Here is a 22,373-nt window from a genome sequence, read left to right on the forward strand (position 1 = left end):
CACCCAAGGGGTTTTGATGGACTCAAAGCAAGAACGAATTGAATGTGTAAGAACTGAAAACAGCTTTCCAGATTTTTTGCCTTCAGTTTTTAGAAAAAGCTGAAAGTAAAAGCAAGAATTTGCTTGGCGACCATAGCGATTTGGACCCACCTGATTTCCATTCCGAACTCAGAAGTGAAACGAATTAGCGCCGATGGTAGTGTGGGGCTTCCCCATGTGAGAGTAGGACATCGCCAGGCTTTAAATTTAGACTTTAGGTCTAACCAGTGCGGAGCGGTAGTTCAGTTGGTTAGAATACCGGCCTGTCACGCCGGGGGTCGCGGGTTCGAGTCCCGTCCGCTCCGCCACTTATTCAGACAAAGCCCTAGCAGAAATGCTAGGGCTTTTTCGTTTGCGCTATTATTTTTGGTCTACGACCAACGAGTCCCGCTTGCTTGCAAGCCCAGCCGCTCCGCCACTTATTTAGAAAGCCTTGCTAGAAATAGCAAGGCTTTCGTCGTTTTTAGAACCTTCAAACTCCTGCTTGTTCTAATCTCACTTATTATTAAGTTCCCTCCTTGTTAAACCGATCTCTTTTACTTCTTCGTTATATGTGTGTAGGTGCTTACTACCTTTTTAGTGCCCACAATATATGGATCTTCACTTACAATCTCTGACCCTAAGCATCATAAGTGCACATCTTTAAAAGATAAGTGAGAATCATTATTAATATTTAGTTACACTCACATCAATTGGAATAATAAGTGACTAAATACATGGATATATCTCGTCGACGCTTTCTTCAATCTTCCTTAGCGATCTCTGCGCTTACCGTTCTGCCTGCATGTTCTCTATCTAGGGGCACTAACAAACAAGGTCAGCATATATACGACATCACTGCAGAGCCTTCTATTGCTGAATTAGTACCAGGATTTAATACGGATGTACTCGCGTTTAATGGATCGATTCCAGCTCCTACGATTCGTTGTCGCCAAGGCGAGAAAGTTATTATCCGATTTACCAACAAGCTTTCAGAGCCAACTACAATCCACTGGCATGGCTTGCGAATCCCTATTGAAATGGATGGTGTCCCTTTCTTGAGCCAGCCGCCTATCATGCCGGGTGAAACATTCGTTTATGAATTTACACCGCCAGATGCGGGTACGTTTTGGTATCACCCACATATGAATAGCGTTAAGCAGCTTGGTATGGGGTTAGTTGGTCTAATTATCGTTGAAGAGGCTGAGCCTGTTCAGTTTAATGAAGAGCATGAAGTCGTCCTCAAGCATTGGCATTTAGATAAGCAAGGTCAGTGGAAGAACCTTATGGTGCCGCGCTTGAGTGCACGTATGGGAACGCCAGGAGAGTGGAGTAGCGTCAATGGTGTTCATGAACCTGTTTATGCGTTGAAGCAGAATGCAACAACGCGACTAAGAATTGCTAATGTCGATAACACCATTACTTACCCGATCGCCATAGAAGGTGCAGAGGCTTGGGTTATTGCTATAGATGGTAATCCTGTTAAAACGCCTTATAAGCTCACTCAGCACAAAATTGGTCCGGGAATGAGGTTAGATGTCGGATTGATTGCTCCGAAGGCTGGAGAACGTGTTTATGTGCGTCAAATGAAAGGACGCTTCCCATTCCCTTTGTGTGAGTTTGATATTGTTGAGTCTGACCTGCCGAGTAATCAGAAACTGCCTTTATTGCCTCTCAACCCTGTGCCAGATCTTGATTTGGAAAATGCGGAACAAATTGATTATGTGTTTGAATGGGAAGGGGCGATCACTCCTACCGATAAATCGGGCAAAGCGATACCTAAGTTTTGGCTGATAAACAAACGAGCTTGGGAGGGAATGAGTAAAGATAATATTCCAGCGCCGCTTTCAACATTGGAGATTGGAAAAACCTATATCTTCAACCTTAAGAACGTCACCCAATATCATCATCCTATTCATCTTCATGGACATACATTTACCGTCCTTGAATTAGATGGCAAAAAACTCGATGAACCGTTTCATACCGATACGGTCTTACTTGGAAAAAATGGCAGTGCGAAAGCGGCATTTGTTGCAGATAACCCTGGGCGTTGGATGTACCATTGTCATGTGATCGAACACATGAAGACGGGGTTGATGGGTTACATCGAAGTAAAGTGACTCCTGTAACTTTTTAAATCTTGATAAGTTTTAAGCGCTATACTTTGCTGAATTCTAAGATTGTATAATCACTATTGCCGTAAATTTGATTACAATGTCGCCATTAACTTTTCTGGGGGAATTATGGGACAACTAGCCGTTTTGGGTTTTATTGCATTGGGTGGCGCATTTGGTGCATGTTCTCGTTACTTAATTTCTGAACTTTGTGTGATGCTACTCGGACGTGGCTTTCCGTACGGTACCTTAACCGTGAACGTGGTTGGCTCATTTATTATGGGTCTACTGATTGCTGCGTTTGAAACTGAGTTGATGGTCACTGACCCATGGCGTCAAATCATCGGTCTTGGTTTTTTGGGCGCATTAACCACATTCTCTACTTTCTCGATGGATAACGTGTTGCTTATGCAGCAGGGCGCTTTCTTTAAGATGGGATTGAACGTACTACTGAATGTCGTGTTAAGCATTTCAGCTGCGTGGATTGGTTTCCAATTATTGATGCGTAGCTAGCAAAAATACTCAAATCTTAATCAGGTCGGCTTGGTTTAACCAAGCCGTTTTTATATACTGATTTCACTTGTCGGAGTGCCATAAGGCTGAGACCGTTAATTCGGGATCCGTTGAACCTGATCAGATTAGAATCTGCGAAGGGAACAAGAGAAGATATCTACACCAGAGCTCTATCTGGTCGACCTATCAAATAGTCGAATGTTGTTATAGACGAAGAGCACTCGCTCAACTTGTCTTTAATTCGATTCCTCTTGTCGCATCTATCCGCCAAGCATTTTTATCCCAATACTTTTTATCTAAGCATAACAAAGCAAGGAAAAATGCTATGTCGAGTCGCAAGCAAGCGAGACTGGAAGCAAAACAGTTCATTGATACACTCTCGGTACAACCGTACCCAAACTCAAGCAAAGTCTACGTAGAGGGTTCACGTCCTGATATTCGTGTGCCAATGCGTGAAATATCACTCGCTGATAGCCTTATTGGAGGCACAAAAGAAGCGCCTATTTTCGAGCCTAATGAGCCAGTACGCGTTTACGATACCTCGGGTGTATACACAGACCCAAATCACACCATAGACCTTTACAACGGCTTACCTAAGCTGCGAGAAGGGTGGATTGAAGAGCGTGCCGATACTGAACTACTTGATGAAGTAAGCTCGGTATACACCAAAGAGCGCCTAGAAGATGAAACGCTAGACGATCTTCGTTACGGCAATCTACCACGTATTCGACGTGCCAAAGATGGGCAGTGCGTGACTCAATTGCACTATGCTCGCAAAGGCATTATCACCCCAGAAATGGAATACATCGCCCTACGTGAAAATATGGGGCGTGCTCAATACCGCGATGAAGTGCTGAATCAACAACATCCAGGTCAAAGCTTCGGAGCGAATCTTCCAAAAGACATTACCGCCGAGTTTGTGCGTAAAGAAGTCGCCGAAGGTCGCGCTATTATCCCTTCTAATATTAACCACCCAGAATCCGAACCAATGATCATTGGCCGTAACTTTTTGGTCAAAGTGAACGCCAACATCGGTAACTCATCGGTCACTTCTTCGATTGAAGAAGAAGTAGAGAAACTAGTGTGGGCGACGCGCTGGGGTGGCGATACCGTTATGGATCTCTCTACTGGACGCAATATTCACGAAACTCGCGAGTGGATTTTGCGTAACAGTCCGGTTCCGATCGGTACCGTACCAATGTACCAAGCGCTTGAGAAAGTGAATGGTGTGGCGGAAAACCTTAACTGGGAAGTGATGCGCGATACTCTGATTGAGCAAGCAGAGCAGGGCGTTGACTACTTCACTATTCATGCCGGTTTACTACTTCGCTATGTGCCAATGACTGCAAAACGCGTTACTGGCATCGTCTCTCGTGGTGGTTCTATCATCGCGAAATGGTGTTTAGCGCATCACCAAGAAAGCTTCTTATATACCCATTTCCGAGAGATCTGTGAAATCTGTGCTAAGTATGATGTGGCACTTTCTCTCGGTGATGGTCTGCGTCCTGGCTCGGTTGCCGATGCTAACGATGAAGCGCAATTTGCAGAGCTTCGTACCCTTGGTGAGTTAACCAAGATAGCGTGGGAATACGATGTACAGGTGATTATCGAAGGTCCTGGTCATGTTCCAATGCATATGATCAAAGAGAACATGGAAGAGCAGTTAGAACACTGTCATGAAGCCCCTTTCTACACACTTGGTCCACTGACGACAGACGTCGCTCCTGGTTACGACCATATTACTTCAGGCATCGGCGCTGCCATGATTGGTTGGTATGGCTGTGCAATGCTTTGCTACGTAACTCCTAAAGAGCATCTTGGCTTACCAAACAAAGAAGACGTGAAAGTAGGCATGATCACTTACAAGCTTGCTGCGCACGCCGCTGATTTAGCGAAAGGGCACCCTGGCGCTCAAGTTCGTGATAATGCGCTTTCTAAAGCTCGCTTCGAGTTCCGTTGGGAAGATCAATTTAACTTGTCGCTCGACCCAGATACTGCTCGTGCTTTCCATGATGAAACCTTGCCTCAAGAATCCGGCAAAGTTGCTCACTTCTGTTCGATGTGTGGACCAAAGTTCTGCTCGATGAAGATCTCGCAAGAGGTACGAGAGTATGCGAAAGACACTGAGCAAGTTGCTGCGGACCAAGCTATATCGATCAAAATGCTGGATGATCCTCTTGAGGGGATGCGTCAGAAATCGCAAGAATTTAGAGATACAGGTTCTGAACTATACCACCCAGTAGCACATACCGAGGTAAGTGACTAATGAGCAAAATCCTTATTCCGTCATCATTGATTGAACTGACTGGTTTAGTTCAGCAATGTTTGTTGTTGGCGAAAGAACAGGGTTTTAGCATCGAAGACATTGAGTTGGGTGTGAGCCCAACTCAATCTATTCAGCTTGTTCGCGACCAACAGACCACGCGCATAACGACAGATCTTATTGATGGTTATGACTCTGAGAATGAGAGTTCATTTGTGCTCTATTACCGCTCTGCTTTATCGGTAGAAGCGTGTGCTAAGCAACCGTCGAAAGCGATTTATATTGGCATTGCTGATACGCAGGTATCCGATGAAAAGGAGAAAGTGCTTCAGCTTGATATCTGGCGTCACCCAATTAACAACGAAGTGAGAGCGCTTTCCGTTAAGTCCAAATTCAACGCAATGTTCGATCCCGGACATCACCTTGCTTGGATTGTAACGCTGACAGTACTCGATTTTCCTATCGAAGATGCGTTAACACTTACTCGAGGAATGCTAACTCAACAAGCGAATGTTTCACGTGAAACACTGTTGAATGACAACCTTGACGAGGGAAGATCTACTCAGTGGGCTGACCAATTTGATGATTTCCCCACACCTGTACTGGAGGATAACCGACTAGGGATTCAAGTTGGTTGGTCTGCACAAGGCGAGAGCGTTAGCTTTCCAACTCTAACTAAGCAAAGTCTAGGGCTCTATCCAGTCGTTGATGATGTTGCGTGGATTGAGCGTCTACTGCCACTAGGCATCAACACTATTCAACTGCGAATCAAGAACCCACAACAAGCCGATTTAGAACAACAGATCATTCGAGCAATTGAGCTAGGTCGTCAGTATCAAGCACAAGTGTTCATCAATGACTATTGGCAGTTGGCAATCAAGCATGGCGCTTATGGCGTTCACCTAGGACAAGAAGACATAGAAGAATCGAATTTGGCTCAGCTAACTAAAGCCGGCATTCGTCTTGGTCTTTCTACTCATGGTTATTATGAGCTACTACGCATCGTACAAATTCATCCTAGTTACATCGCGCTAGGGCATATTTTCCCAACCACCACTAAACAGATGCCGTCGAAACCACAAGGTTTGGTGCGCTTGGCTCTGTATCAAAAGCTGATTGATAGCATTCCTTATGGAAACGCGGAGTCGGTTTTCCATCCTTCAAAAGACAAAGCAGATAGTGACTATGTGCTTGGCTTTCCGACGGTCGCGATTGGTGGCATTGACCAATCTAATGCAGACCAAGTTTGGCAAACAGGTGTTTCTAGTTTGGCAGTTGTGCGAGCTATTACGTTGGCAGAATCACCTCAGTCCGTCATCGAGTTTTTTGCACAACTGATGAAGGAAAGACTGCTAACGTTTACTGAACAGAATAGTGAATTGGTGGATACCAAGAGAGGCGAGCATGCTCACGGATAAGCAGTTCCTTCGCTATCAACGCCAAGTCGCTCTGCCTGAAATTGCCGAAGTTGGGCAAGAGCGTTTGAGCAAATCGCATGTGCTGATCATCGGTTGTGGCGGATTGGGGAGCGCAGCGAGTTTGTACTTGGCGTCAGCGGGCGTTGGTAAATTGGTTGTGGTTGATGACGATGAAGTTGATAGCAGTAACCTACAACGTCAGATCATTTATCGTGAACAAGACCTCCAAGTTGCGAAAACAGAAGCTACTGTAAAGCAACTGACTGGCCTTAATTCTATGGTTCAAGTTCGTGCTCTCAATAAGCGATTAGACAAAGCACAGTTGCAGCTTGAGGTGATGCTAGCGGATGTGGTGCTCGATTGCACCGACAACATGCCAACCCGCCAGCTCATTAACCAAGTTTGTTTCGAGCAAAATACGCCGCTCATCTCAGCGGCGGCAATTGGTTGGCAAGGGCAATTCGCTGTCTTTGATTACCAAACCCCAATTGAACAAGAAGCGCAGAGTAAAGCATGTTATCGCTGTTTGTATCCGTTCGACGAGTTACCGCAAACGCAAAAATGCAGTGAGAGCGGTGTCGTCGGTCCGGTGGTGGGCACACTTGGTAACTACCAAGCGATAGCGGCAATTCAAAAACTGGCGACGGGAAAGTTTCATGTCGAGACTGCCAAGTTGCATCTGTTTGATGGGTTGAAACTGCAATGGCAAACCATGGCGATAAGCAAAGACAAACAGTGCCAAGTGTGTGCTCAGATTTAGCTTACGAGTAATGGGCAGAATTAAGAGAGTTGGAAGCAATGACGTTATCAGAACAACAAACAACACAAATGACCGCTGCTGGCTTAGATGTGATCACTATTGTTATCAATGACCAGTCACATCAAGTTGCCAGTGAGTCGAATCTACAGCAAATCATTAGTCAATTTGCGCTGCCCGAAATGGGCTGTGTTTTTGCAATTAACAACAATGTTGTGCCGCGCAGTGAGTGGGCTAGCACAGTTCTTTCACAGGGAGATAGCATCTCTTTGTTTCAAGCGATCGCAGGGGGTTAACGTCGATGCTTAAAATTGGTGATAAACAATTCGAATCAAGACTGTTCACGGGAACAGGGAAGTTTGCCAACAGCCGATTAATGGCAGAAGCGATTCAAGTGTCGGGATCTCAACTTGCGACCATGGCGTTGAAGCGTGTCGATGTGAACGACCAACAAGACGATATTTTGCTGCCGTTAGTACAATCGGGTGTGAACTTATTGCCGAACACCTCAGGTGCAAAGAATGCTAAAGATGCTGTGTTTGCTGCGCAACTGGCGCGAGAAGCGTTAGGTACAAACTGGCTAAAACTGGAAATTCACCCAGACCCGAAGTACTTGATGCCCGATCCAATTGAGACACTTGCAGCCGCTGAGCAACTGGTTCGTGAAGGCTTCATTGTCCTTCCTTATTGTCATGCTGACCCAGTTCTGTGTAAACGATTGGAAGAAGTAGGCTGTGCTGCGGTCATGCCATTAGGTGCGCCGATTGGTTCCAACAAAGGGATAGTTTCTCACGATTTCCTAGAGATTATCATCGACCAAGCTAATGTTCCTGTCGTTGTTGATGCGGGTATCGGCGCACCTTCACATGCCGCGCGTGCGATAGAAATGGGAGCGGATGCCGTGCTCGTCAATACTGCGATTGCAGCTTCGAGCGATCCCGTTGCGATGGCGAAGGCATTTAAGTTGGCGGTAGAGTCGGGGCGTATGGCTTATGAAGCCGGACTTGCTGGTAAGGTTTCTCATGCGATTGCGTCGAGTCCACTGACGTCATTCCTAGATGAGCTTTAGTCCTAGATTGGTTTAGCTATTAAGCGAGGAAAACATGAGCTTCGTTGAACAATTTAAGCAGCTGAATTGGGATGATATTTCGATGTCGATCTACGCGAAAACGGCACAAGATGTCGAGCGAGCATTGAATAAACCCAAGCGTGATTTGGAAGACTTTAAAGCGCTAATTTCACCAGCGGCTGAAGCGTACTTAGAGCAAATGGCGCAACTGTCATACTCGGCAACTCGTAAGCGTTTTGGTAATACCATGTCGCTTTATATTCCATTGTACCTTTCTAACTTGTGCGCCAATGCTTGTACTTATTGTGGCTTCTCGATGGAGAACAGAATCAAGCGTCGTACCTTGAATAGGGACGAAGTCGCTGCAGAAGTTGAAGCCATTAAACGCATGAAATTCGATAGCGTATTGCTGGTGACTGGCGAACACGAAACCAAAGTGGGCATGAAATACTTCCGCGAAATGGTGCCGATGATTAAGAAGCGCTTTAATTATTTGGCGATGGAAGTGCAGCCACTTGATCAAAACGAATACGCCGAGCTCAAGACATTGGGTTTGGATGCGGTGATGGTCTATCAAGAAACGTATCATCCTTCGACTTACGCCGAGCACCATTTGCGTGGCAATAAGATGGATTTCGAATACCGATTGGATACACCCGATCGTCTTGCAAAAGCGGGCATCGATAAGATCGGTATTGGCGCTTTGATAGGGTTAGAAGAGTGGCGAACAGATTGCTTTTATGTGGCAGCGCACCTGAACTATCTTGAGCGCACGTATTGGCAGACTCGGTACTCAATTTCATTTCCGCGTTTGCGTCCTTGTGAGGGGGCCAGTTCTTTAAACGGAAAGCAACCAAAATCAGTCATGACGGATAAACAGCTTGTGCAGTTGATTTGCGCTTATCGCTTGTTGAATCCAGAAGTGGAGTTGTCATTATCGACTCGTGAATCACCGAAGTTCAGAGACAATGCATTACCGTTAGGTATCACCAGTATGTCTGCTGCATCGAAAACTCAGCCGGGTGGGTATGCGATGGATGATGTTGAACTCGAGCAGTTTGAGATCAGTGATGAGCGAAGTGCTGGTTCTGTGGAAGAGATGATTCGAGCCAAAGGGTTTGACCCAGTATGGCGAGATTGGCACTCGGCGTATTCTGGTTAAGTAGCAAAGAAAGCCCCTGGTCATCGTTATGTTTCACGTGAAACATAGGCAAAAATAGAGGGTTGATGCAAAACATCAACCCTCTATTTTTTTCTAGCTTCTAGCTTCTAGCTTCTAGCTTCTAGCTTCTAGCTGTGTGCTACAGGTAGCGTTGCTTGACGAAGCCACTCTTTCACATCACCCTCAACTAGCGGGCTGATCTCATCCCATACTTTCTGATGGTAATCATTCAGCCAAGCAAGTTCTGGACGAGTTAGCATATCAACGTTGATGTTGCGCTTGTCGATTGGGCATCGTGTTAGCGACTCAAATGAAAGAACAGGGAAGTCACCGTTAGTTGGAGTTTCAACAACAAGCTCTAGGTTCTCGATACGGATACCAAACGCATCTGCACGGTAGTAACCTGGCTCGTTGGATAGCACCATACCTTCTGTTAGAGGCACGTCGATTTGCTTCTTAGAAATGCTCGCCGGACCTTCATGAACACTTAGGAAGTGACCAACACCGTGACCTGTACCGTGATCGTAATCGTAGCCTTCCGCCCATAGGTGCTGACGAGCTAGCGTATCGATTTGGTAACCACGTGTGCCTTTCGGGAAACGTGCACGAGCAACACCGATGTGACCTTTTAGTGCGAGAGTGAATTGTTTAATCATCTCTTGTGAAGGCTGACCGATCGCAATTGTACGCGTGATGTCTGTCGTGCCATCTAGGTACTGACCGCCTGAATCCACTAGGTAAAGTGTGTTCAGTTCTAGCTTGCCAGGTTCAGGTTGGTTTTCGTGGTTGTAGTGACACATCGCCGCGTTGCCACCTGCTGCCGAAATAGTATCGAAGCTAAGATCCATAAGCGTCGGGTCTTCGCTACGGAACGCTTCCAATTTGTCAGCCAATGTTGCTTCATCATGCAAGTTACCCGCAACGACTTCTGCATCTAACCAAGATAGGAACTTGCTCATCGCCACGCCATCTCGGATATGACATGCTTTCATACCTGCGATTTCAACTGCGTTCTTCGCCGCTTTTGGCATTAGGCATGGGTCAGCTTTACTCACCACTGATGCGCCAGCATTTTGTAGAACCAACTTAAACCACGCGTTACTTGTCGCAGGGTCAACCAGTACATTCTTGCCAGTTAGGGTTTCTAGTCGTGCTTGCAATGCTTCTGGGTGATGAACCGTCACGCCAGAACCAACGTGAGTGTCAAACTCTGCAGGTAGGCGAGCTGGATCTAGGAAGTATTCCACGCTTGAATCTGAATGCAGAATCGCGTGAGAAAGCAGAACTGGTAGACGTGATACATCAAGACCACGAACGTTAAGCAGCCAACAGATAGAGTCAAGTGCTGTGATCACTGCGCTGTCTGTGCCGGCTTTTTTCACCAGCTCTGCGATTTCTTGGCGCTTACTTTCACTTGATTGACCAACCGCTTCTGTTGCCATTAGGCGAACATCAGAAACTACAGGAGCAGGGCGGTCGTGCCACAGCTCATCAATTGGGTTGCTGTCGAGAATCTTAAGCTCAAGTGCACCTGCAAGTTTTGCTTGTGCCATGTCTAACCAAGCAGAGTTGTGCATGCGAGGGTCGATTGCCACAGAGGCGCCATTTGCAAGATGGTCTTTAATCCAATCTAGTGCAGGCTCTTCAATCAGGTGACGGTATTCGAATAGATCAGCAGGAACCTGCTTAGTGACTTGTACCGTGTAGCGACCATCAACAAAGATAGCGGCTTTGTCTTTGGTGATTACCGCAGCACCAGCAGAACCGGTAAAACCAGTTAGCCAATGTAAACGCTCGTTGTGCGCTGGTACGTATTCGCCCAAGTACTCGTCTTCATGAGGGACAAGTAGGGCATCAATATTATGTTGTGCTAGCCATTCGCGAATTGCATTCACGCGGCTTTGGGTATCGTTGTGCATCTGTGTTATTCCTTCAAATTACCGCTCCTTCATGCTCAGGTGTGGGAGCTGTTTCCATCTGCTTCATGCAGTTTACGATTCCATTGAGGTTCGCAATCACTTCAATAGAGTCGGAGTACAACAGGCCATAGATGAGCCAAAAAGGACTATCGACTGTTAAGCTACTCATTTTACCGTAAGAGCGCAAATCGCGTCCGGGATTTTTATCTAAGATGATCGGTTTTTTGCGTGATCATGGTACGTAGCCAAGTTAAAGCCGGGTCATTTTCTCTGTCTCGGTGCCAGAACAAAGTGTAAGCCATTGGCGGGAATTCGAGTGGCAGCGGCAGTAATGCCATGTCGTGTTGTTTGGCTGCCAGCTTCACAAAGTGGCTTGGTGCGGTAAACACAAAATCAGTGTAAGAACACAAACTGGCGGCACTGTTAAAGTCCGGTACGGTGACTGCGATATCACGTTCGCGACCAATGTCGGCTAAACGATAGTCGAGCAACCAACGGTCGTTGCCATCACAACGCACCTGAACATGGCGCAGGGCTAGATAAGCTTCTAAGTTCCAATTACCTCGCAAAGCCGGGTGGTCTTTACGTACGATACACATTTGGTGGTCGCGATAGATTTCCTGCTCACAAATGTCATCTGGCGGCAGCATAGTCAGCTTGGCATCGTTGATGTCGATATCTCGACCCGTCATGCCTAAATCGATTTCACCACGCTGAATCATCTTGAAGGTTTGCTCCGACCAAGAGTGGGTACTGATGGTCACGCCTGGCGCTTGTTGGAAAATTGCTGGCAAGAAGTGAGGCAGAATGAGCGGGTAGACACTCTCTACCGCTGCGATTTGAAAACGGTACTCACTGCTCTGTGGTGAGAACTCTTCGGGTTGAGTGAGCACCTCAAGTTGGTTTATCAACAGATCCAGTTTCGGTTTAAGGAACAATGCGCGCGGTGTTGGCGTCAATCCGTGTGAGTTTCGAGTGAATAAGGGATCATCAAATTGGGTACGTAATTTAGCCAAGGACTTACTCACGGCGGACTGGCTCAAGCAAAGTCGGTGAGCGGCTCGGGTGACATTCAACTCTTCAATCAGCACTTTAAAACAGACCAGTAAATTGAGGTCGATACGTGCCAGTTTCTCTACGTTCACAGTGATTTTCCCCATTGGAATAATGGTCATGAGTATACATCATTTCCATTCATATCATCAGATGATTAAGCTTTGCGCAAAGTTCTTGTTCAATTTGGAGTGTTTTGTGTCTAGCCATATTACAAATAGCAAAAAACAGATGGCGCTGTTGACCATGTTAGTTCTGTTCAGTCCGCTTGCGATTGATATCTACCTACCTGCTTTGCCTCTTATCGCGTCCACTTTTCAGGTAGAAAATGCATTGGCACAAGACACCATCACTTGGTTCCTATTTGCTATGGGTGTTGGTCAGCTATTCGCTGGTCCCTTGGCAGATAAACTCGGACGTCGAACTGTTGCATTGGGAGGCATCACCATCTACGCATTGAGCGCTTTATTGGCGTGGAGTGCTCAAAATATTGAGTGGATGTTGGCGGCTCGCTTGCTACAAGGCTTAGGTGCATGTGCAACATCTGTGGCAGCCTTTGCAACAGTTCGCGATATCTTTGGTCCGGAAAAAAGCGGCAAAATGATCAGCTACCTTAACGGTGCGATCTGCTTTATTCCGGCACTAGCCCCGATTCTTGGTAGCTGGTTAACCCAACAATTTGATTGGCGCGCAAACTTCAGCTTTATGGCGGGCTTCGCTGTGATTGCAGGCTCGATGATGTTCTTCGGTATGAAGGAAACTAACCCGGCAACTGAAAAGCAAGCCGTGTTTAAGCTAAGCCGCTATTGGTCGGTACTAAGTACACCGTCATTCATTTTCCATGCATCATTGTGCTTGATGGCGATGGCCGTGATTCTTGCTTACGTAACTTCTGCTCCAGGCGTCTTGATGACAGGTATGGGTTTGTCGATGAACGAATTCACTTTCTGGTTTGGCCTTAACGCGGTATTTAATATTGCGGCATGTATGCTAGCGCCTAAGTTCATGGATCGCTGGGGCACACACAACTCGCTTGTGGTTGGTATCAGCTTGTTAGCAATTGCTGGCGTGATCATGATGGTAATGAAAGAGCACAATACGGCGTTGGCTTTCATGTTACCAATCTTTATCTCATCGGTTGGCTTTGCTTGGATTCTTGGTGCGGCAGCAGGTAAAGCACTAGAACCGTTTGGTGATAAGGCGGGGACCGCGGCAGCACTACTTGGTCTGTTCCAGATGAGTGGCTCTGGTTTGTTGGTGGGTACGCTGCAACGCCTATCACTTGAACCACAAACTCTGATCGCGATTCATATGTGGGTTCTGCTTCCAGCGTTGGTGATTCTGTTTAGTAAAGCAGGGAAGAGCTGGCATGCAAAATTGGCGAATGCGTAAAACTCGACAATTTAGTATTTTCCAATGTACTTAACGCGTGTATATTTGTCGTTCAAACTTTTCTCGACACCATAACGGAACTCATAAAGTAATGTCGTTAACCACGTATGAAATGGCTCGTATCCTAGAGCAAATGGAAGAGTCACCAGAAAAGGTGATGTTTGGTAAGTTGCTAAATGAATTAGGCAACCAAAGCTCTGAGCGTATTCGTAGCGCGGCAAAACAAGTTCCTGTGCCAGTTTTACGTGACCTTGTGTATCAATTTCAGCAAGTGATTGAGTCACGCAAAGGTGAGCAGGTTGAGCAGATGGCAAAAGACCTTGCTCAACAAGGTATCTCAGCTGAAGAGCTAATGGCTTACTTAAACAAATAATAAAAAATCCCCGCTTCATGCGGGGATTTTTTTAGTTGGTAATTTTCTTTTTCAGGATATGGTCGAGGGACAATGGTCCTGGCCCCCACACAATCACAACAAGAATCATCAATCCCCAAAGTTGGTGATCATAGAAACCTTTCTCCCACAGCAATGGGTAAGAGACTACAGCGATGATGTTGAACACAAACAGAATCGCAGCCATCGGGCGGGTAATCAATCCGAGTGCCAAGAACACAGGTAGAACCAATTCCGCCGCCGTACCTAAGTAAGCTGCCAACTCCCACGGTAGTATTGGCACTTGGTACTCCAGCTCAAATAAATACAGTGTGCTATCCCAAGACGAGATTTTGATTAGCCCTGAATTGAAGAACACCCATGCAACCCACAAGCGACAAAAGAGAAGTAGTAAAGGGACAAAGCCAGCTTGTAGGGTACTGATTAAATCGTCGTACCGATTTACTAAGTTTTTAACCGTATCCGTCATAGAGTGCTCCTTAGATTGATTTCAATGTAAAGCCGTCAACGAGATCGAGTGCCATTATGCTATTGAGATGAGCGAGTAAAACTTCAGGTATTTCGCTTAAACTCAGCTTCTGCTCTAAACATCGCAGCAGTTGGAACACATCAGCATCGAGTGCGTGACACAAGGCTTCTCCATTGGCTTGAATCGAGATGACACCTTGCTGTAATTGGTTGATATTAAGTTGTTCGAATTGCCCAGTTTGAATCGCGCCAAACAAATCAAATACGGCGTAGCTAGAGTCAAAGCTGCGGCAGCCTTTTTTAAGGTGCAAAATCAAAGCGGGTTGTTGCTCTTCACTCACTTCGCCAAGTGCCGCAAGCGGTTTTAATTCTGCTGCATTGGATTGTTCATACTGCGCTTGACGAGCAAGGTCGATATGCCACTCGAAGCGAGCGACTTCAGGGCTGTAAGGGGCTTGTGCGATCACTTGACTGAACTGCATGATGGTGTCTTGAAAACCTTCGCCATAATGGACCACATTTCCTTCTTCTAATGGATAAGTGAGAACATGCTGGCGAGCCATCTGTTCAAAGCATTCTTCACCAAGTAGCGCTTCAACCATTGGGTAGGTCGCGGATAACACCTCGCTTAAGCTGACGATAAAGTTATTGCGGTAAATCTGCATGCGTTCATCAGCGGTAAACTCATCACTGGCAATATCACAATCTTCCCCGAGTGCTTGATAGTGTAGGGCTTTAGCAAACTGGCTTTGTAAGGTGGCTAGATTCATGATGCCTTCCTTGGTTCGCTTTGTTCACTTGGGAGTCTGCCTTGCAATAGCAGTTGCGATGCTTTCTTCGCTTCTCCGAGCAAGACTTCTGGCGCAGGGATATCCAAGTCCCATTCAATCAACGTATGGCGTGGACCGTGTTTCTCTGTCCACTGCGCGAATAACTGCCAAACTTCATCACTAACTGGGCGGCTATGGGTATCAATCCATATCTCACCTTTGTCGAGTTGTTTGATGGTAAAACCTGCCAAGTGAATCTCATCCACTTTGTCGGCTGGAATCGCATCTAGGTATGTGTCGCAATCAAAACCGTGGTTGAACGCCGAAACATAAACATTGTTTAAATCGAGCAACAAACGACAGCCAGTGCGCTGTTGAACTTCGGTAAGAAACTCCCATTCGCTGATGGTCGAATGTTGAAACTTCACATAACTAGATGGGTTCTCTATCAAGATCTCGCGTTGCAAATAATCCTGTACTTCATTCACGTTACGAGTGAATACTTTGAGCGCTTCTTCCGTATACGGAAGTGGAAGTAGGTCATTAAAGTAATGACCACCGTTCTCGCTCCAACTTAAATGGTCAGAAACAAGAATCGGGTCGATCGAGTCAATCAGCGCTTTAAGTTGAGCAAGGTGCTTCTGATTCACACGTTCCACCGAACCTAATGACAGACCAATGCCGTGGCAGCTAATTTGATACTGCTCGCGCAGCGCGTGCAGTTGATGGCGCTCTGCAGCGTTGGGTTGAAAATAGTTTTCACTGTGGATTTCTAACCAAGACAACTTGGGTTTGTTTTGGCTAAAGTAATCGAGGTGAGGGGTTCTTAATCCAACTCCAACATGGTCGTGGAAGGTGTGGTGTTTCACGTGAAACTCCTTTTTCAAAGCGGTCGGGAAGAGAAGGGTGCGTTGCTTGAGCATCAACGCACCCTCGCAGCAATTAGCGATGAAAGATTACGAAGAAGAAGTGCTACCGCCAGTCAGTTTGTCACACAGACCTTTTGGTACGACTACGAATGCGTCTTTTTGGTTATCTTCTTTAGAAGTACCGGCACATGAGCTGCTTTTCGTTGCACAGTCGTTTTTACCTGCTTTAGAAACGCCGTAGCACTTTTCTTTCTCAGCAGCCACAGCTGGAGCCGCGGTTAGCATTGTGCCGCCAAGTGCTAGAAGACCAGTAACAGCAGCAGTAACAGCTAGATTCGACTTTTTCATAATAAATTCCTCTGAATGATTTCCTTTACTTTAAGTTGGCAAGGTGAACCGCCTGTTTTGGCGTTTTGTTATCAGCTTGCTTAATTTAAAAGATAGGAAGCGGACTAAAAAACTTTCATAAATATTTTCGAAATCAATAGATTTGAAAGGTAGAATTTATATAAACCCTTGATGTTTAGAGTGAAAATGCAACGATTTTTTTATGAAATTTTGTCTAATCTGAACTGGTTGTTTAGGTTATAATCTATTTTTATGTATAAATAACCAGTAGCTCTCATCATGATGGATCCATCTCTATTACTCGACGGTTTGAACGACAAACAACGTGAAGCCGTTGCAGCACCTCTAGAAAACTTGCTCGTCCTTGCTGGTGCAGGGAGTGGTAAGACACGCGTTCTTGTTCACCGTATCGCTTGGTTGATGTCGGTAGAGCAGGCTTCTCCGTTCTCAATCATGTCAGTAACCTTTACCAATAAGGCGGCGGCAGAGATGCGTGGACGTATCGAAGAGCTAATGATGGGCAGTGCAGGCGGTATGTGGAATGGTACTTTCCACGGCATTTGTCACCGTATTCTGCGTGCGCACTATCTTGATGCCAAGCTACCGGAAGATTTCCAAATCATCGACAGTGACGACCAACAGCGCCTACTAAAGCGTTTGATCAAAGCGCAAAACCTTGATGAGAAGCAGTGGCCAGCACGCCAAGTGGCATGGTGGATTAACGGCAAGAAAGACGAAGGTCTGCGCCCGTCGCACATTGATGCGTACCATGATCCAGTGACCAAGACATATCTGCAGCTGTACACCGCTTACCAAGAAGCGTGTGATCGTGCTGGTTTAGTCGATTTTGCGGAAATCTTGCTGCGCGCACATGAGCTACTGCGTGATAACAAGTTCGTCCGTGAACACTACCAGGCACGCTTTAAGCATATCTTGGTGGACGAGTTCCAAGATACCAACAACATTCAATATGCTTGGCTACGTATGATGGCGGGTCCTGAGTGTCACGTGATGATCGTGGGTGATGACGACCAGTCGATTTACGGCTGGCGTGGTGCAAAAGTCGAGAACATTGAGAAGTTTACGCTGGAATTCCCAAGCGTGAACACCATTCGTCTTGAGCAAAACTACCGTTCAACCAAGACCATTCTGGAAGCGTCCAACGCTCTGATCGCGAATAACACCGAGCGTATGGGTAAAGAGCTTTGGACTGATGGCGTTGTCGGTGAGCCTATCTCGGTATACAGCGCTTACAACGAGTTGGATGAAGCCCGTTTTGCGGTAAACAAAATCAAAGAGTGGCAAGACAAGGGCGGTGCTCTGAATGACGCTGCAATGCTTTATCGTAACAACGCCCAGTCGCGTGTTCTGGAAGAAGCCTTGATTCAAGCTGGTCTGCCTTACCGTATCTACGGCGGCATGCGATTCTTCGAACGTCAGGAAATCAAAGATGCCTTGAGCTACATGCGTCTGATTGCTAACCGTAATGATGATGCGGCGTTTGAACGTGTGGTGAATACGCCAACACGTGGTTTAGGTGACAAGACGCTTGAAACCATCCGTTTTGCGGCTCGTGATCGTGGTTGCACCATGTGGGAAGCGAGTGTGGCGATGTTGGATGAGAAGGTACTTGCAGGTCGTGCTGCTGGTGCTCTGAGCCGTTTTATCGAGCTTGTCACAGCACTAGAAGACGACACCATCGAGATGCCGCTGCATCACCAAACTGACCATGTGATCAAATACTCGGGCTTGTTCGCGATGTACGAGCAAGAGAAAGGTGAAAAGTCTAAGGCGCGTATTGAGAACTTGGAGGAATTGGTGACCGCAACTCGCCAATTCGAGAAACCAGAAGAAGCCGAAGACATGTCACTGCTGACGGCATTCCTTACCCATGCAGCATTAGAAGCGGGTGAAGGACAAGCGGATGAGTTTGAAGATGCGGTTCAGCTCATGACATTGCACAGTGCGAAAGGTCTAGAGTTCCCGTTAGTGTTTATGGTCGGTGTGGAAGAAGGCATGTTCCCAAGCCAAATGTCGGCAGAAGAAGCAGGGCGTTTGGAAGAAGAACGTCGTCTGTGTTACGTAGGCATGACCCGTGCGATGCAGAAACTGTACATCACTTATGCTGAAATGCGTCGTTTGTACGGTCAGGATAAGTACCATAAACCGTCTCGCTTTATCCGTGAACTGCCAGAAACTTGTTTAGACGAAGTACGCATGAAGGCGCAAGTTAGCCGTCCTGCAAGCAGCGGTCGATTTAGCCAAACGGCGGTGAAAGAGAGCTTTAATGAAACTGGCTTTACGCTAGGTTCTCGAGTGATGCATCCAAAGTTTGGTGAAGGTACCATCATCAACTTCGAAGGCAGTGGTCCACAGAGCCGCGTACAGATTGCCTTTAATGGTGAGGGCATCAAATGGTTGGTGACTGCTTACGCACGACTAGAGAAACTGTAAGGCTTTAACAAAAATAATCAACTTAAGAGCTGCTTCGGCGGCTCTTTTTGTTTGTGCTGTTTGTATGTCGCTAATGCAGTAAAAATGGAATGATAAATGGAGTGCGAAAGCGCGATTTAACTATACCGTTTGAAGTGAAAGGTGGGCGTTGTGGGGGAATGTCTATTTCCAGCAGAGCAGCTGAGAAAAATGTTAGGCAAAGAAAAACCCCGAGGGCTTGCGCCCATCGGGGTTATAGTCTTACTCGCAGCAATCCGGCTACTAAGAGTGCTCCATGCATCTAATCCATGATAGTGTGCTGAATCCGTCAGCTTAATCCTTACGTCGCCTTCCTAGCGGTGTCCTTAATGACCTTATCCTGGTCTGCTAACCATCCTCGTTAGCTCTCATCACTTGTTCCCTGAGCGGTGTCCCTGACATCATCCTGATGTTCAAATCCTTGCCTCGTCCAGAGGTGTCCATTTCCCGTCCTTAGTAGCAACCATCCTAGTCGCTATTGATTCCGTTCAATGTCCAATTTTGCAATCCATGCCCGACTATTCATCCTGAATAACCGTTTCTTCTTCCTGAAGTTCACCAAGTCCGTGGTGTTTCCTGTTCCGTGTCAGCATCCTTCCGACAGGTTTAATACTACGTGTTTAACGGTTTCCAACAACGGACAAATCTCACATTTTTTTACTCTCTTAGCGTTTAAAAAAGATACATAATCATTTAAATCAATATCTTATGTGTTTTTGTGCGCAGTTTTGCCATTAAAAAAGAGAGGTTTGCTCAACCCTTTGTGAGAGATCTCGCACAAGGGGTCGAGCTAAATGCGCTTAATGTCCGATAGCGGCTCCTTCACGCCTTGGATCGGCCGCACCTTCAAGGCCTTGTTCAGTTATACGTATAGCATGCAGTCCAGAGTTCAAATCACGAACATCGGTCTTAAAGCCCATTTTCTCCAACGTAGGTTGTAAGCTTTCTGCCGCAGTACCTTGCTCAATATCTAAGGTACCAAAACGGTTCAGTAGTCGTGGCTGATTAATCGCGCTTTGGATGTCCATATCCCATTGCGTGTGGGCGATAATGGCTTGTGCAACGTAACCAATGATGCGGCTGCCACCCGGTGAGCCAATTGCCATGTAAGGTTTGTTATCCTTCATCATAATGGTTGGTGCCATGGATGAGCGTGGGCGTTTACCCGGCTCTAAGCGGTTCGCGATTGGCACACCATCTTGGTGAGTGCGGAAGGAGAAATCGGTAAGTTCGTTATTGAGCAAGAAGCCGCGTACCATCAAGCGTGAGCCAAAGGCGTTCTCAATGGTCGTTGTCATTGAAACCACATTGCCTTGCTTATCGACGATATTGAAATGGCTGGTGGAAGGCAGCTCGATCGATTGGTCCATGCTTAAGTTCATCGCGTGCGACCAAGGAGGGTTGCCGGCTTCAACCTTAGTCAACGCTTTACCGACTTGAATAAGCTCAGCACGTTGTTTGAGATAGTCTTTATCAAGCAAGCCTTCGGTTGGCATTGGCACATAATCTTGGTCAGCCATGTACTTACCGCGATCTGCAAACGCAAGGCGAGATGCGTCGGCGATCACTTGCCATGATTTCGCGCTCTCGGCTCCCCAACCTTTAAGATCGTATTGCTCGGTGATCGCGAGAATCTGGCCAACCGTCAATGCGCCAGAGCTTGGTGGTCCCATACCGCAAATATCATAGCTTTGGTAAGCCGCACAAACCGGCTCACGTTGCTTGATTTGGAACGCATCAAAGTCAGGTTGTGCCAATACGCCAGGATTGCCCGGTGCATTTTGTACTGTCTTGATGATGTCTGTGGCGATATCGCCTTGATAGAAAGCTTTTGCCCCTTGCTCTGCAATTACCGACAGAGTGTGCGCGTATTCAGGGTTCTTCAACAACGTGCCTTCGGCTTTTGGTGAGCCATCTGGATTAAAGAAGTAAGCCTTAGTCGCAGGGAAGCGTGATAGGCGCTTGGCATCTTTCTCAATCAGATTCGCGAGGCGAGGACTGACTTCGAAACCTTGATCAGCCAAGGTAATCACAGGTTGGATGATCTTCTTCCATTCCAACTTGCCGTATTTTTGGTGCGTGTCCCACAGTAGTTTCACTGTGCCAGGAGTAGCGACGGAGCGCCCACCGACAACCGCATCGTAAAATTGCAGTGGTTGTCCTTTGTCATCTAAGAAGAGTTTCGGTGTTGCGGCGAGTGGTGCGGTCTCGCGTCCATCATACGTAGTCAGTTTTTGCTTCTCACTGTCCCAATACACTAAGAAGGCACCGCCACCAATGCCAGAAGATTGCGGTTCTACCAAGCCCAGCATCAGTTGCACGGCAACCATGGCATCAATAGCATTACCACCTTGTGCAAGAACATCCGCACCAGCTTGGGTGGCAAGTGGGTTGGCTGCGGTGACCATATAGTCTTTGGCTTTGACCAGTTGCTTTTGCTCGAAGCCAGTACTGTGCTCCGGTGCAACGGTATCTGCTGCTTGGTTAGCAAAGGCTGAGGTAGATAAAACGAGTGGGGAAGTAAGAAAAAGACCCGTGGTCACGAGTCGGTTGAACGTCCAATGCATGATGACTCTCCATGTTGCCAGTTTTGTGTTTCCAGCTTGGCAGTCATGAAGAGTCACGTCGAGTCAGCAATCTTAGAAATGTCGATTGTGCTACGCTTTTAAATCAGTACTTTATCCGATAAAAGTGCTGATCGTTTGGTATAAAATACTACCGCCCACTAGGGTAAATACCACCCCACACAGACCGTCGATGTAGATGCCCGCTTGCTGCAATTTACGTTGTAAGCGCTGTGTTGATAGCATCCACGCGAGACTAGAGAACCAAAGCAGCGATAAGCCAAACAGAATCACCAGAGCCATGCCTTTACCAGTCACTGACATGCCGGCAGGGACTAAGCTCGACATTAAACTGATAAAGAACACCAAGGCTTTTGGGTTAAGAATGTTGGTCGCGAACCCTTTAGCAAATGCCTGACGTTTGTTGCTGATCACTAGGTTATTTTGCTTCTTAGGTTGATCCGCCTTTGGGTTTTTGATCATTGAGATCACGGCGCGCAATGCACCAATACCTAAATAGAGCAGGTAACTACCACCGAGCAGTTGCACCACGGAATACAACACTGGGTGCTGGTGGACGATATAACTCACGCCTGTCAGGCTGAACAAAGAGTGCAGCAAAATACCGACAGACAATCCCAACGCAATGTACAAGCCAGTTTGACGACCATGACGCGTCGCGTTTTGTACGACCAGCGCAAAGTCGGGACCTGGACTCATTAGGGCAATAAAGTGAATGCTGGCAAGCGTCAGCAATATGGTGGACTCATTCATAACACATCTCAAATATAACCAATGCGGCTATTGTCGTGA

General features: G+C 46.7%; 19 protein-coding genes, 1 tRNA gene, 1 rRNA gene and 1 riboswitch. Of the genes, 13 read left to right on the forward strand and 8 right to left on the reverse strand.

The genetic code is table 11. From position 1 onward, the window contains the following. Positions 1-122: 122 nt before the first annotated feature. From rrf to thiH, 10 genes are all read left to right on the forward strand, one after another. Positions 123-239, forward strand: a 5S ribosomal RNA gene (gene rrf / locus GXP65_RS21775). A 31-nt stretch (positions 240-270) separates the two neighbouring features. Next, positions 271-347 (forward strand) — tRNA-Asp (locus tag GXP65_RS21780). A gap of 408 nt (positions 348-755) precedes the next feature. Beyond that, positions 756-2,138: a multicopper oxidase family protein gene (locus tag GXP65_RS21785; protein ID WP_162093732.1), complete on the forward strand. Its 1,383-nt coding sequence runs from the start codon at positions 756-758 to the stop codon at positions 2,136-2,138. Positions 2,139-2,261: 123 nt separating this feature from the next. After that, complete coding sequence (crcB, locus tag GXP65_RS21790; RefSeq protein WP_162093714.1) at positions 2,262-2,645, forward strand: fluoride efflux transporter CrcB; 384 nt, start codon at positions 2,262-2,264, stop codon at positions 2,643-2,645. Between the two features lie 61 nt (positions 2,646-2,706). After that, positions 2,707-2,805, forward strand: a riboswitch (TPP riboswitch). A 165-nt stretch (positions 2,806-2,970) separates the two neighbouring features. Then, positions 2,971-4,911, forward strand: a complete 1,941-nt coding sequence (thiC, locus tag GXP65_RS21795; RefSeq protein ID WP_162093715.1) for a phosphomethylpyrimidine synthase ThiC — start codon at positions 2,971-2,973, stop codon at positions 4,909-4,911. Further along, positions 4,911-6,326: a thiamine phosphate synthase gene (locus GXP65_RS21800; RefSeq protein WP_162093716.1), complete on the forward strand. Its 1,416-nt coding sequence runs from the start codon at positions 4,911-4,913 to the stop codon at positions 6,324-6,326. The genes thiC and GXP65_RS21800 overlap by 1 nt, the downstream gene beginning before the upstream one ends. Further along, entirely contained in the window at positions 6,313-7,086 is a 774-nt protein-coding gene (locus tag GXP65_RS21805; RefSeq protein WP_162093717.1) for a HesA/MoeB/ThiF family protein, read from the forward strand. The genes GXP65_RS21800 and GXP65_RS21805 overlap by 14 nt, the downstream gene beginning before the upstream one ends. Positions 7,087-7,124: 38 nt before the next feature. Further along, complete coding sequence (gene thiS / locus GXP65_RS21810) at positions 7,125-7,379, forward strand: sulfur carrier protein ThiS (RefSeq protein ID WP_162093718.1); 255 nt, start codon at positions 7,125-7,127, stop codon at positions 7,377-7,379. 5 nt (positions 7,380-7,384) lie between these two features. Then, entirely contained in the window at positions 7,385-8,152 is a 768-nt protein-coding gene (locus tag GXP65_RS21815; protein ID WP_162093719.1) for a thiazole synthase, read from the forward strand. Positions 8,153-8,186: 34 nt separating this feature from the next. After that, positions 8,187-9,314: a 2-iminoacetate synthase ThiH gene (thiH, locus tag GXP65_RS21820; RefSeq protein ID WP_162093720.1), complete on the forward strand. Its 1,128-nt coding sequence runs from the start codon at positions 8,187-8,189 to the stop codon at positions 9,312-9,314. Between the two features lie 128 nt (positions 9,315-9,442). On the opposite strand, the gene GXP65_RS21825 is transcribed toward thiH, so the two are convergent. Both GXP65_RS21825 and GXP65_RS21830 read right to left on the reverse strand, forming a co-directional pair. Then, the gene (locus GXP65_RS21825) at positions 9,443-11,233 is read right to left on the reverse strand and encodes an aminopeptidase P family protein (RefSeq protein ID WP_162093721.1); all 1,791 of its coding nucleotides are present in this window, start codon (positions 11,231-11,233) and stop codon (positions 9,443-9,445) included. A 203-nt stretch (positions 11,234-11,436) separates the two neighbouring features. Further along, entirely contained in the window at positions 11,437-12,378 is a 942-nt protein-coding gene (locus GXP65_RS21830; RefSeq protein WP_005447244.1) for a LysR substrate-binding domain-containing protein, read from the reverse strand. Between the two features lie 106 nt (positions 12,379-12,484). Here GXP65_RS21830 and GXP65_RS21835 point away from each other — a divergent pair, with 106 nt between their 5' ends. Both GXP65_RS21835 and GXP65_RS21840 read left to right on the forward strand, forming a co-directional pair. Continuing rightward, on the forward strand, positions 12,485-13,678 hold the full coding sequence (locus tag GXP65_RS21835; protein ID WP_193788929.1) for a multidrug effflux MFS transporter: 1,194 nt from the start codon (positions 12,485-12,487) through the stop codon (positions 13,676-13,678). A 91-nt stretch (positions 13,679-13,769) separates the two neighbouring features. Beyond that, a complete protein-coding gene (locus tag GXP65_RS21840) occupies positions 13,770-14,051 on the forward strand; it encodes a hypothetical protein (protein ID WP_005430323.1) in 282 nt (93 codons plus the stop codon). A gap of 31 nt (positions 14,052-14,082) precedes the next feature. Here the strand turns inward: GXP65_RS21840 and GXP65_RS21845 are convergent, their stop codons facing one another. The 4 genes from GXP65_RS21845 to GXP65_RS21860 form a co-directional block, all read right to left on the reverse strand. Further along, positions 14,083-14,538, reverse strand: a complete 456-nt coding sequence (locus tag GXP65_RS21845) for a DoxX family protein (RefSeq protein ID WP_010444592.1) — start codon at positions 14,536-14,538, stop codon at positions 14,083-14,085. 10 nt (positions 14,539-14,548) lie between these two features. Beyond that, positions 14,549-15,307, reverse strand: a complete 759-nt coding sequence (locus GXP65_RS21850) for a DNA-binding domain-containing protein (protein ID WP_162093722.1) — start codon at positions 15,305-15,307, stop codon at positions 14,549-14,551. Then, positions 15,304-16,176, reverse strand: coding sequence for a DUF692 domain-containing protein (locus GXP65_RS21855; RefSeq protein ID WP_162093723.1), 873 nt, complete (start codon positions 16,174-16,176; stop codon positions 15,304-15,306). Before GXP65_RS21855 ends, GXP65_RS21850 begins: the two co-directional genes overlap by 4 nt. Positions 16,177-16,263: 87 nt before the next feature. Continuing rightward, positions 16,264-16,524 (reverse strand): DUF2282 domain-containing protein, encoded by a 261-nt coding sequence (locus GXP65_RS21860; protein WP_005536405.1) that lies wholly within the window; start codon positions 16,522-16,524, stop codon positions 16,264-16,266. A gap of 279 nt (positions 16,525-16,803) precedes the next feature. Here GXP65_RS21860 and uvrD point away from each other — a divergent pair, with 279 nt between their 5' ends. Beyond that, positions 16,804-18,978, forward strand: coding sequence for a DNA helicase II (gene uvrD, locus GXP65_RS21865; protein WP_017188017.1), 2,175 nt, complete (start codon positions 16,804-16,806; stop codon positions 18,976-18,978). Between the two features lie 818 nt (positions 18,979-19,796). Here uvrD and ggt read toward each other — a convergent pair. Next, the gene (gene ggt, locus GXP65_RS21870; RefSeq protein WP_162093724.1) at positions 19,797-21,563 is read right to left on the reverse strand and encodes a gamma-glutamyltransferase; all 1,767 of its coding nucleotides are present in this window, start codon (positions 21,561-21,563) and stop codon (positions 19,797-19,799) included. Positions 21,564-21,674: 111 nt separating this feature from the next. After that, entirely contained in the window at positions 21,675-22,334 is a 660-nt protein-coding gene (locus GXP65_RS21875) for a LysE family translocator (protein WP_162093725.1), read from the reverse strand. Positions 22,335-22,373 lie beyond the last annotated feature (39 nt).

Origin of the sequence: Vibrio sp. LB10LO1, from assembly GCF_010092875.1 — a bacterium.
In the GTDB taxonomy this organism is placed as follows: domain Bacteria; phylum Pseudomonadota; class Gammaproteobacteria; order Enterobacterales; family Vibrionaceae; genus Vibrio; species Vibrio campbellii.

Bases quoted from the DNA above. Each gene is read 5' to 3' on its own strand.
- GXP65_RS21785 (WP_162093732.1), top strand. From the start codon at position 756: ATGGATATATCTCGTCGACGCTTTCTTCAATCTTCCTTAGCGATCTCT.
- crcB (WP_162093714.1), top strand. From the start codon at position 2,262: ATGGGACAACTAGCCGTTTTGGGTTTTATTGCATTGGGTGGCGCATTT.
- thiC (WP_162093715.1), top strand. From the start codon at position 2,971: ATGTCGAGTCGCAAGCAAGCGAGACTGGAAGCAAAACAGTTCATTGAT.
- GXP65_RS21800 (WP_162093716.1), top strand. From the start codon at position 4,911: ATGAGCAAAATCCTTATTCCGTCATCATTGATTGAACTGACTGGTTTA.
- GXP65_RS21805 (WP_162093717.1), top strand. From the start codon at position 6,313: ATGCTCACGGATAAGCAGTTCCTTCGCTATCAACGCCAAGTCGCTCTG.
- thiS (WP_162093718.1), top strand. From the start codon at position 7,125: ATGACGTTATCAGAACAACAAACAACACAAATGACCGCTGCTGGCTTA.
- GXP65_RS21815 (WP_162093719.1), top strand. From the start codon at position 7,385: ATGCTTAAAATTGGTGATAAACAATTCGAATCAAGACTGTTCACGGGA.
- thiH (WP_162093720.1), top strand. From the start codon at position 8,187: ATGAGCTTCGTTGAACAATTTAAGCAGCTGAATTGGGATGATATTTCG.
- GXP65_RS21825 (WP_162093721.1), bottom strand. From the start codon at position 11,233: ATGCACAACGATACCCAAAGCCGCGTGAATGCAATTCGCGAATGGCTA.
- GXP65_RS21840 (WP_005430323.1), top strand. From the start codon at position 13,770: ATGTCGTTAACCACGTATGAAATGGCTCGTATCCTAGAGCAAATGGAA.
- GXP65_RS21845 (WP_010444592.1), bottom strand. From the start codon at position 14,538: ATGACGGATACGGTTAAAAACTTAGTAAATCGGTACGACGATTTAATC.
- GXP65_RS21850 (WP_162093722.1), bottom strand. From the start codon at position 15,307: ATGAATCTAGCCACCTTACAAAGCCAGTTTGCTAAAGCCCTACACTAT.
- GXP65_RS21860 (WP_005536405.1), bottom strand. From the start codon at position 16,524: ATGAAAAAGTCGAATCTAGCTGTTACTGCTGCTGTTACTGGTCTTCTA.
- uvrD (WP_017188017.1), top strand. From the start codon at position 16,804: ATGATGGATCCATCTCTATTACTCGACGGTTTGAACGACAAACAACGT.
- ggt (WP_162093724.1), bottom strand. From the start codon at position 21,563: ATGCATTGGACGTTCAACCGACTCGTGACCACGGGTCTTTTTCTTACT.
- GXP65_RS21875 (WP_162093725.1), bottom strand. From the start codon at position 22,334: ATGAATGAGTCCACCATATTGCTGACGCTTGCCAGCATTCACTTTATT.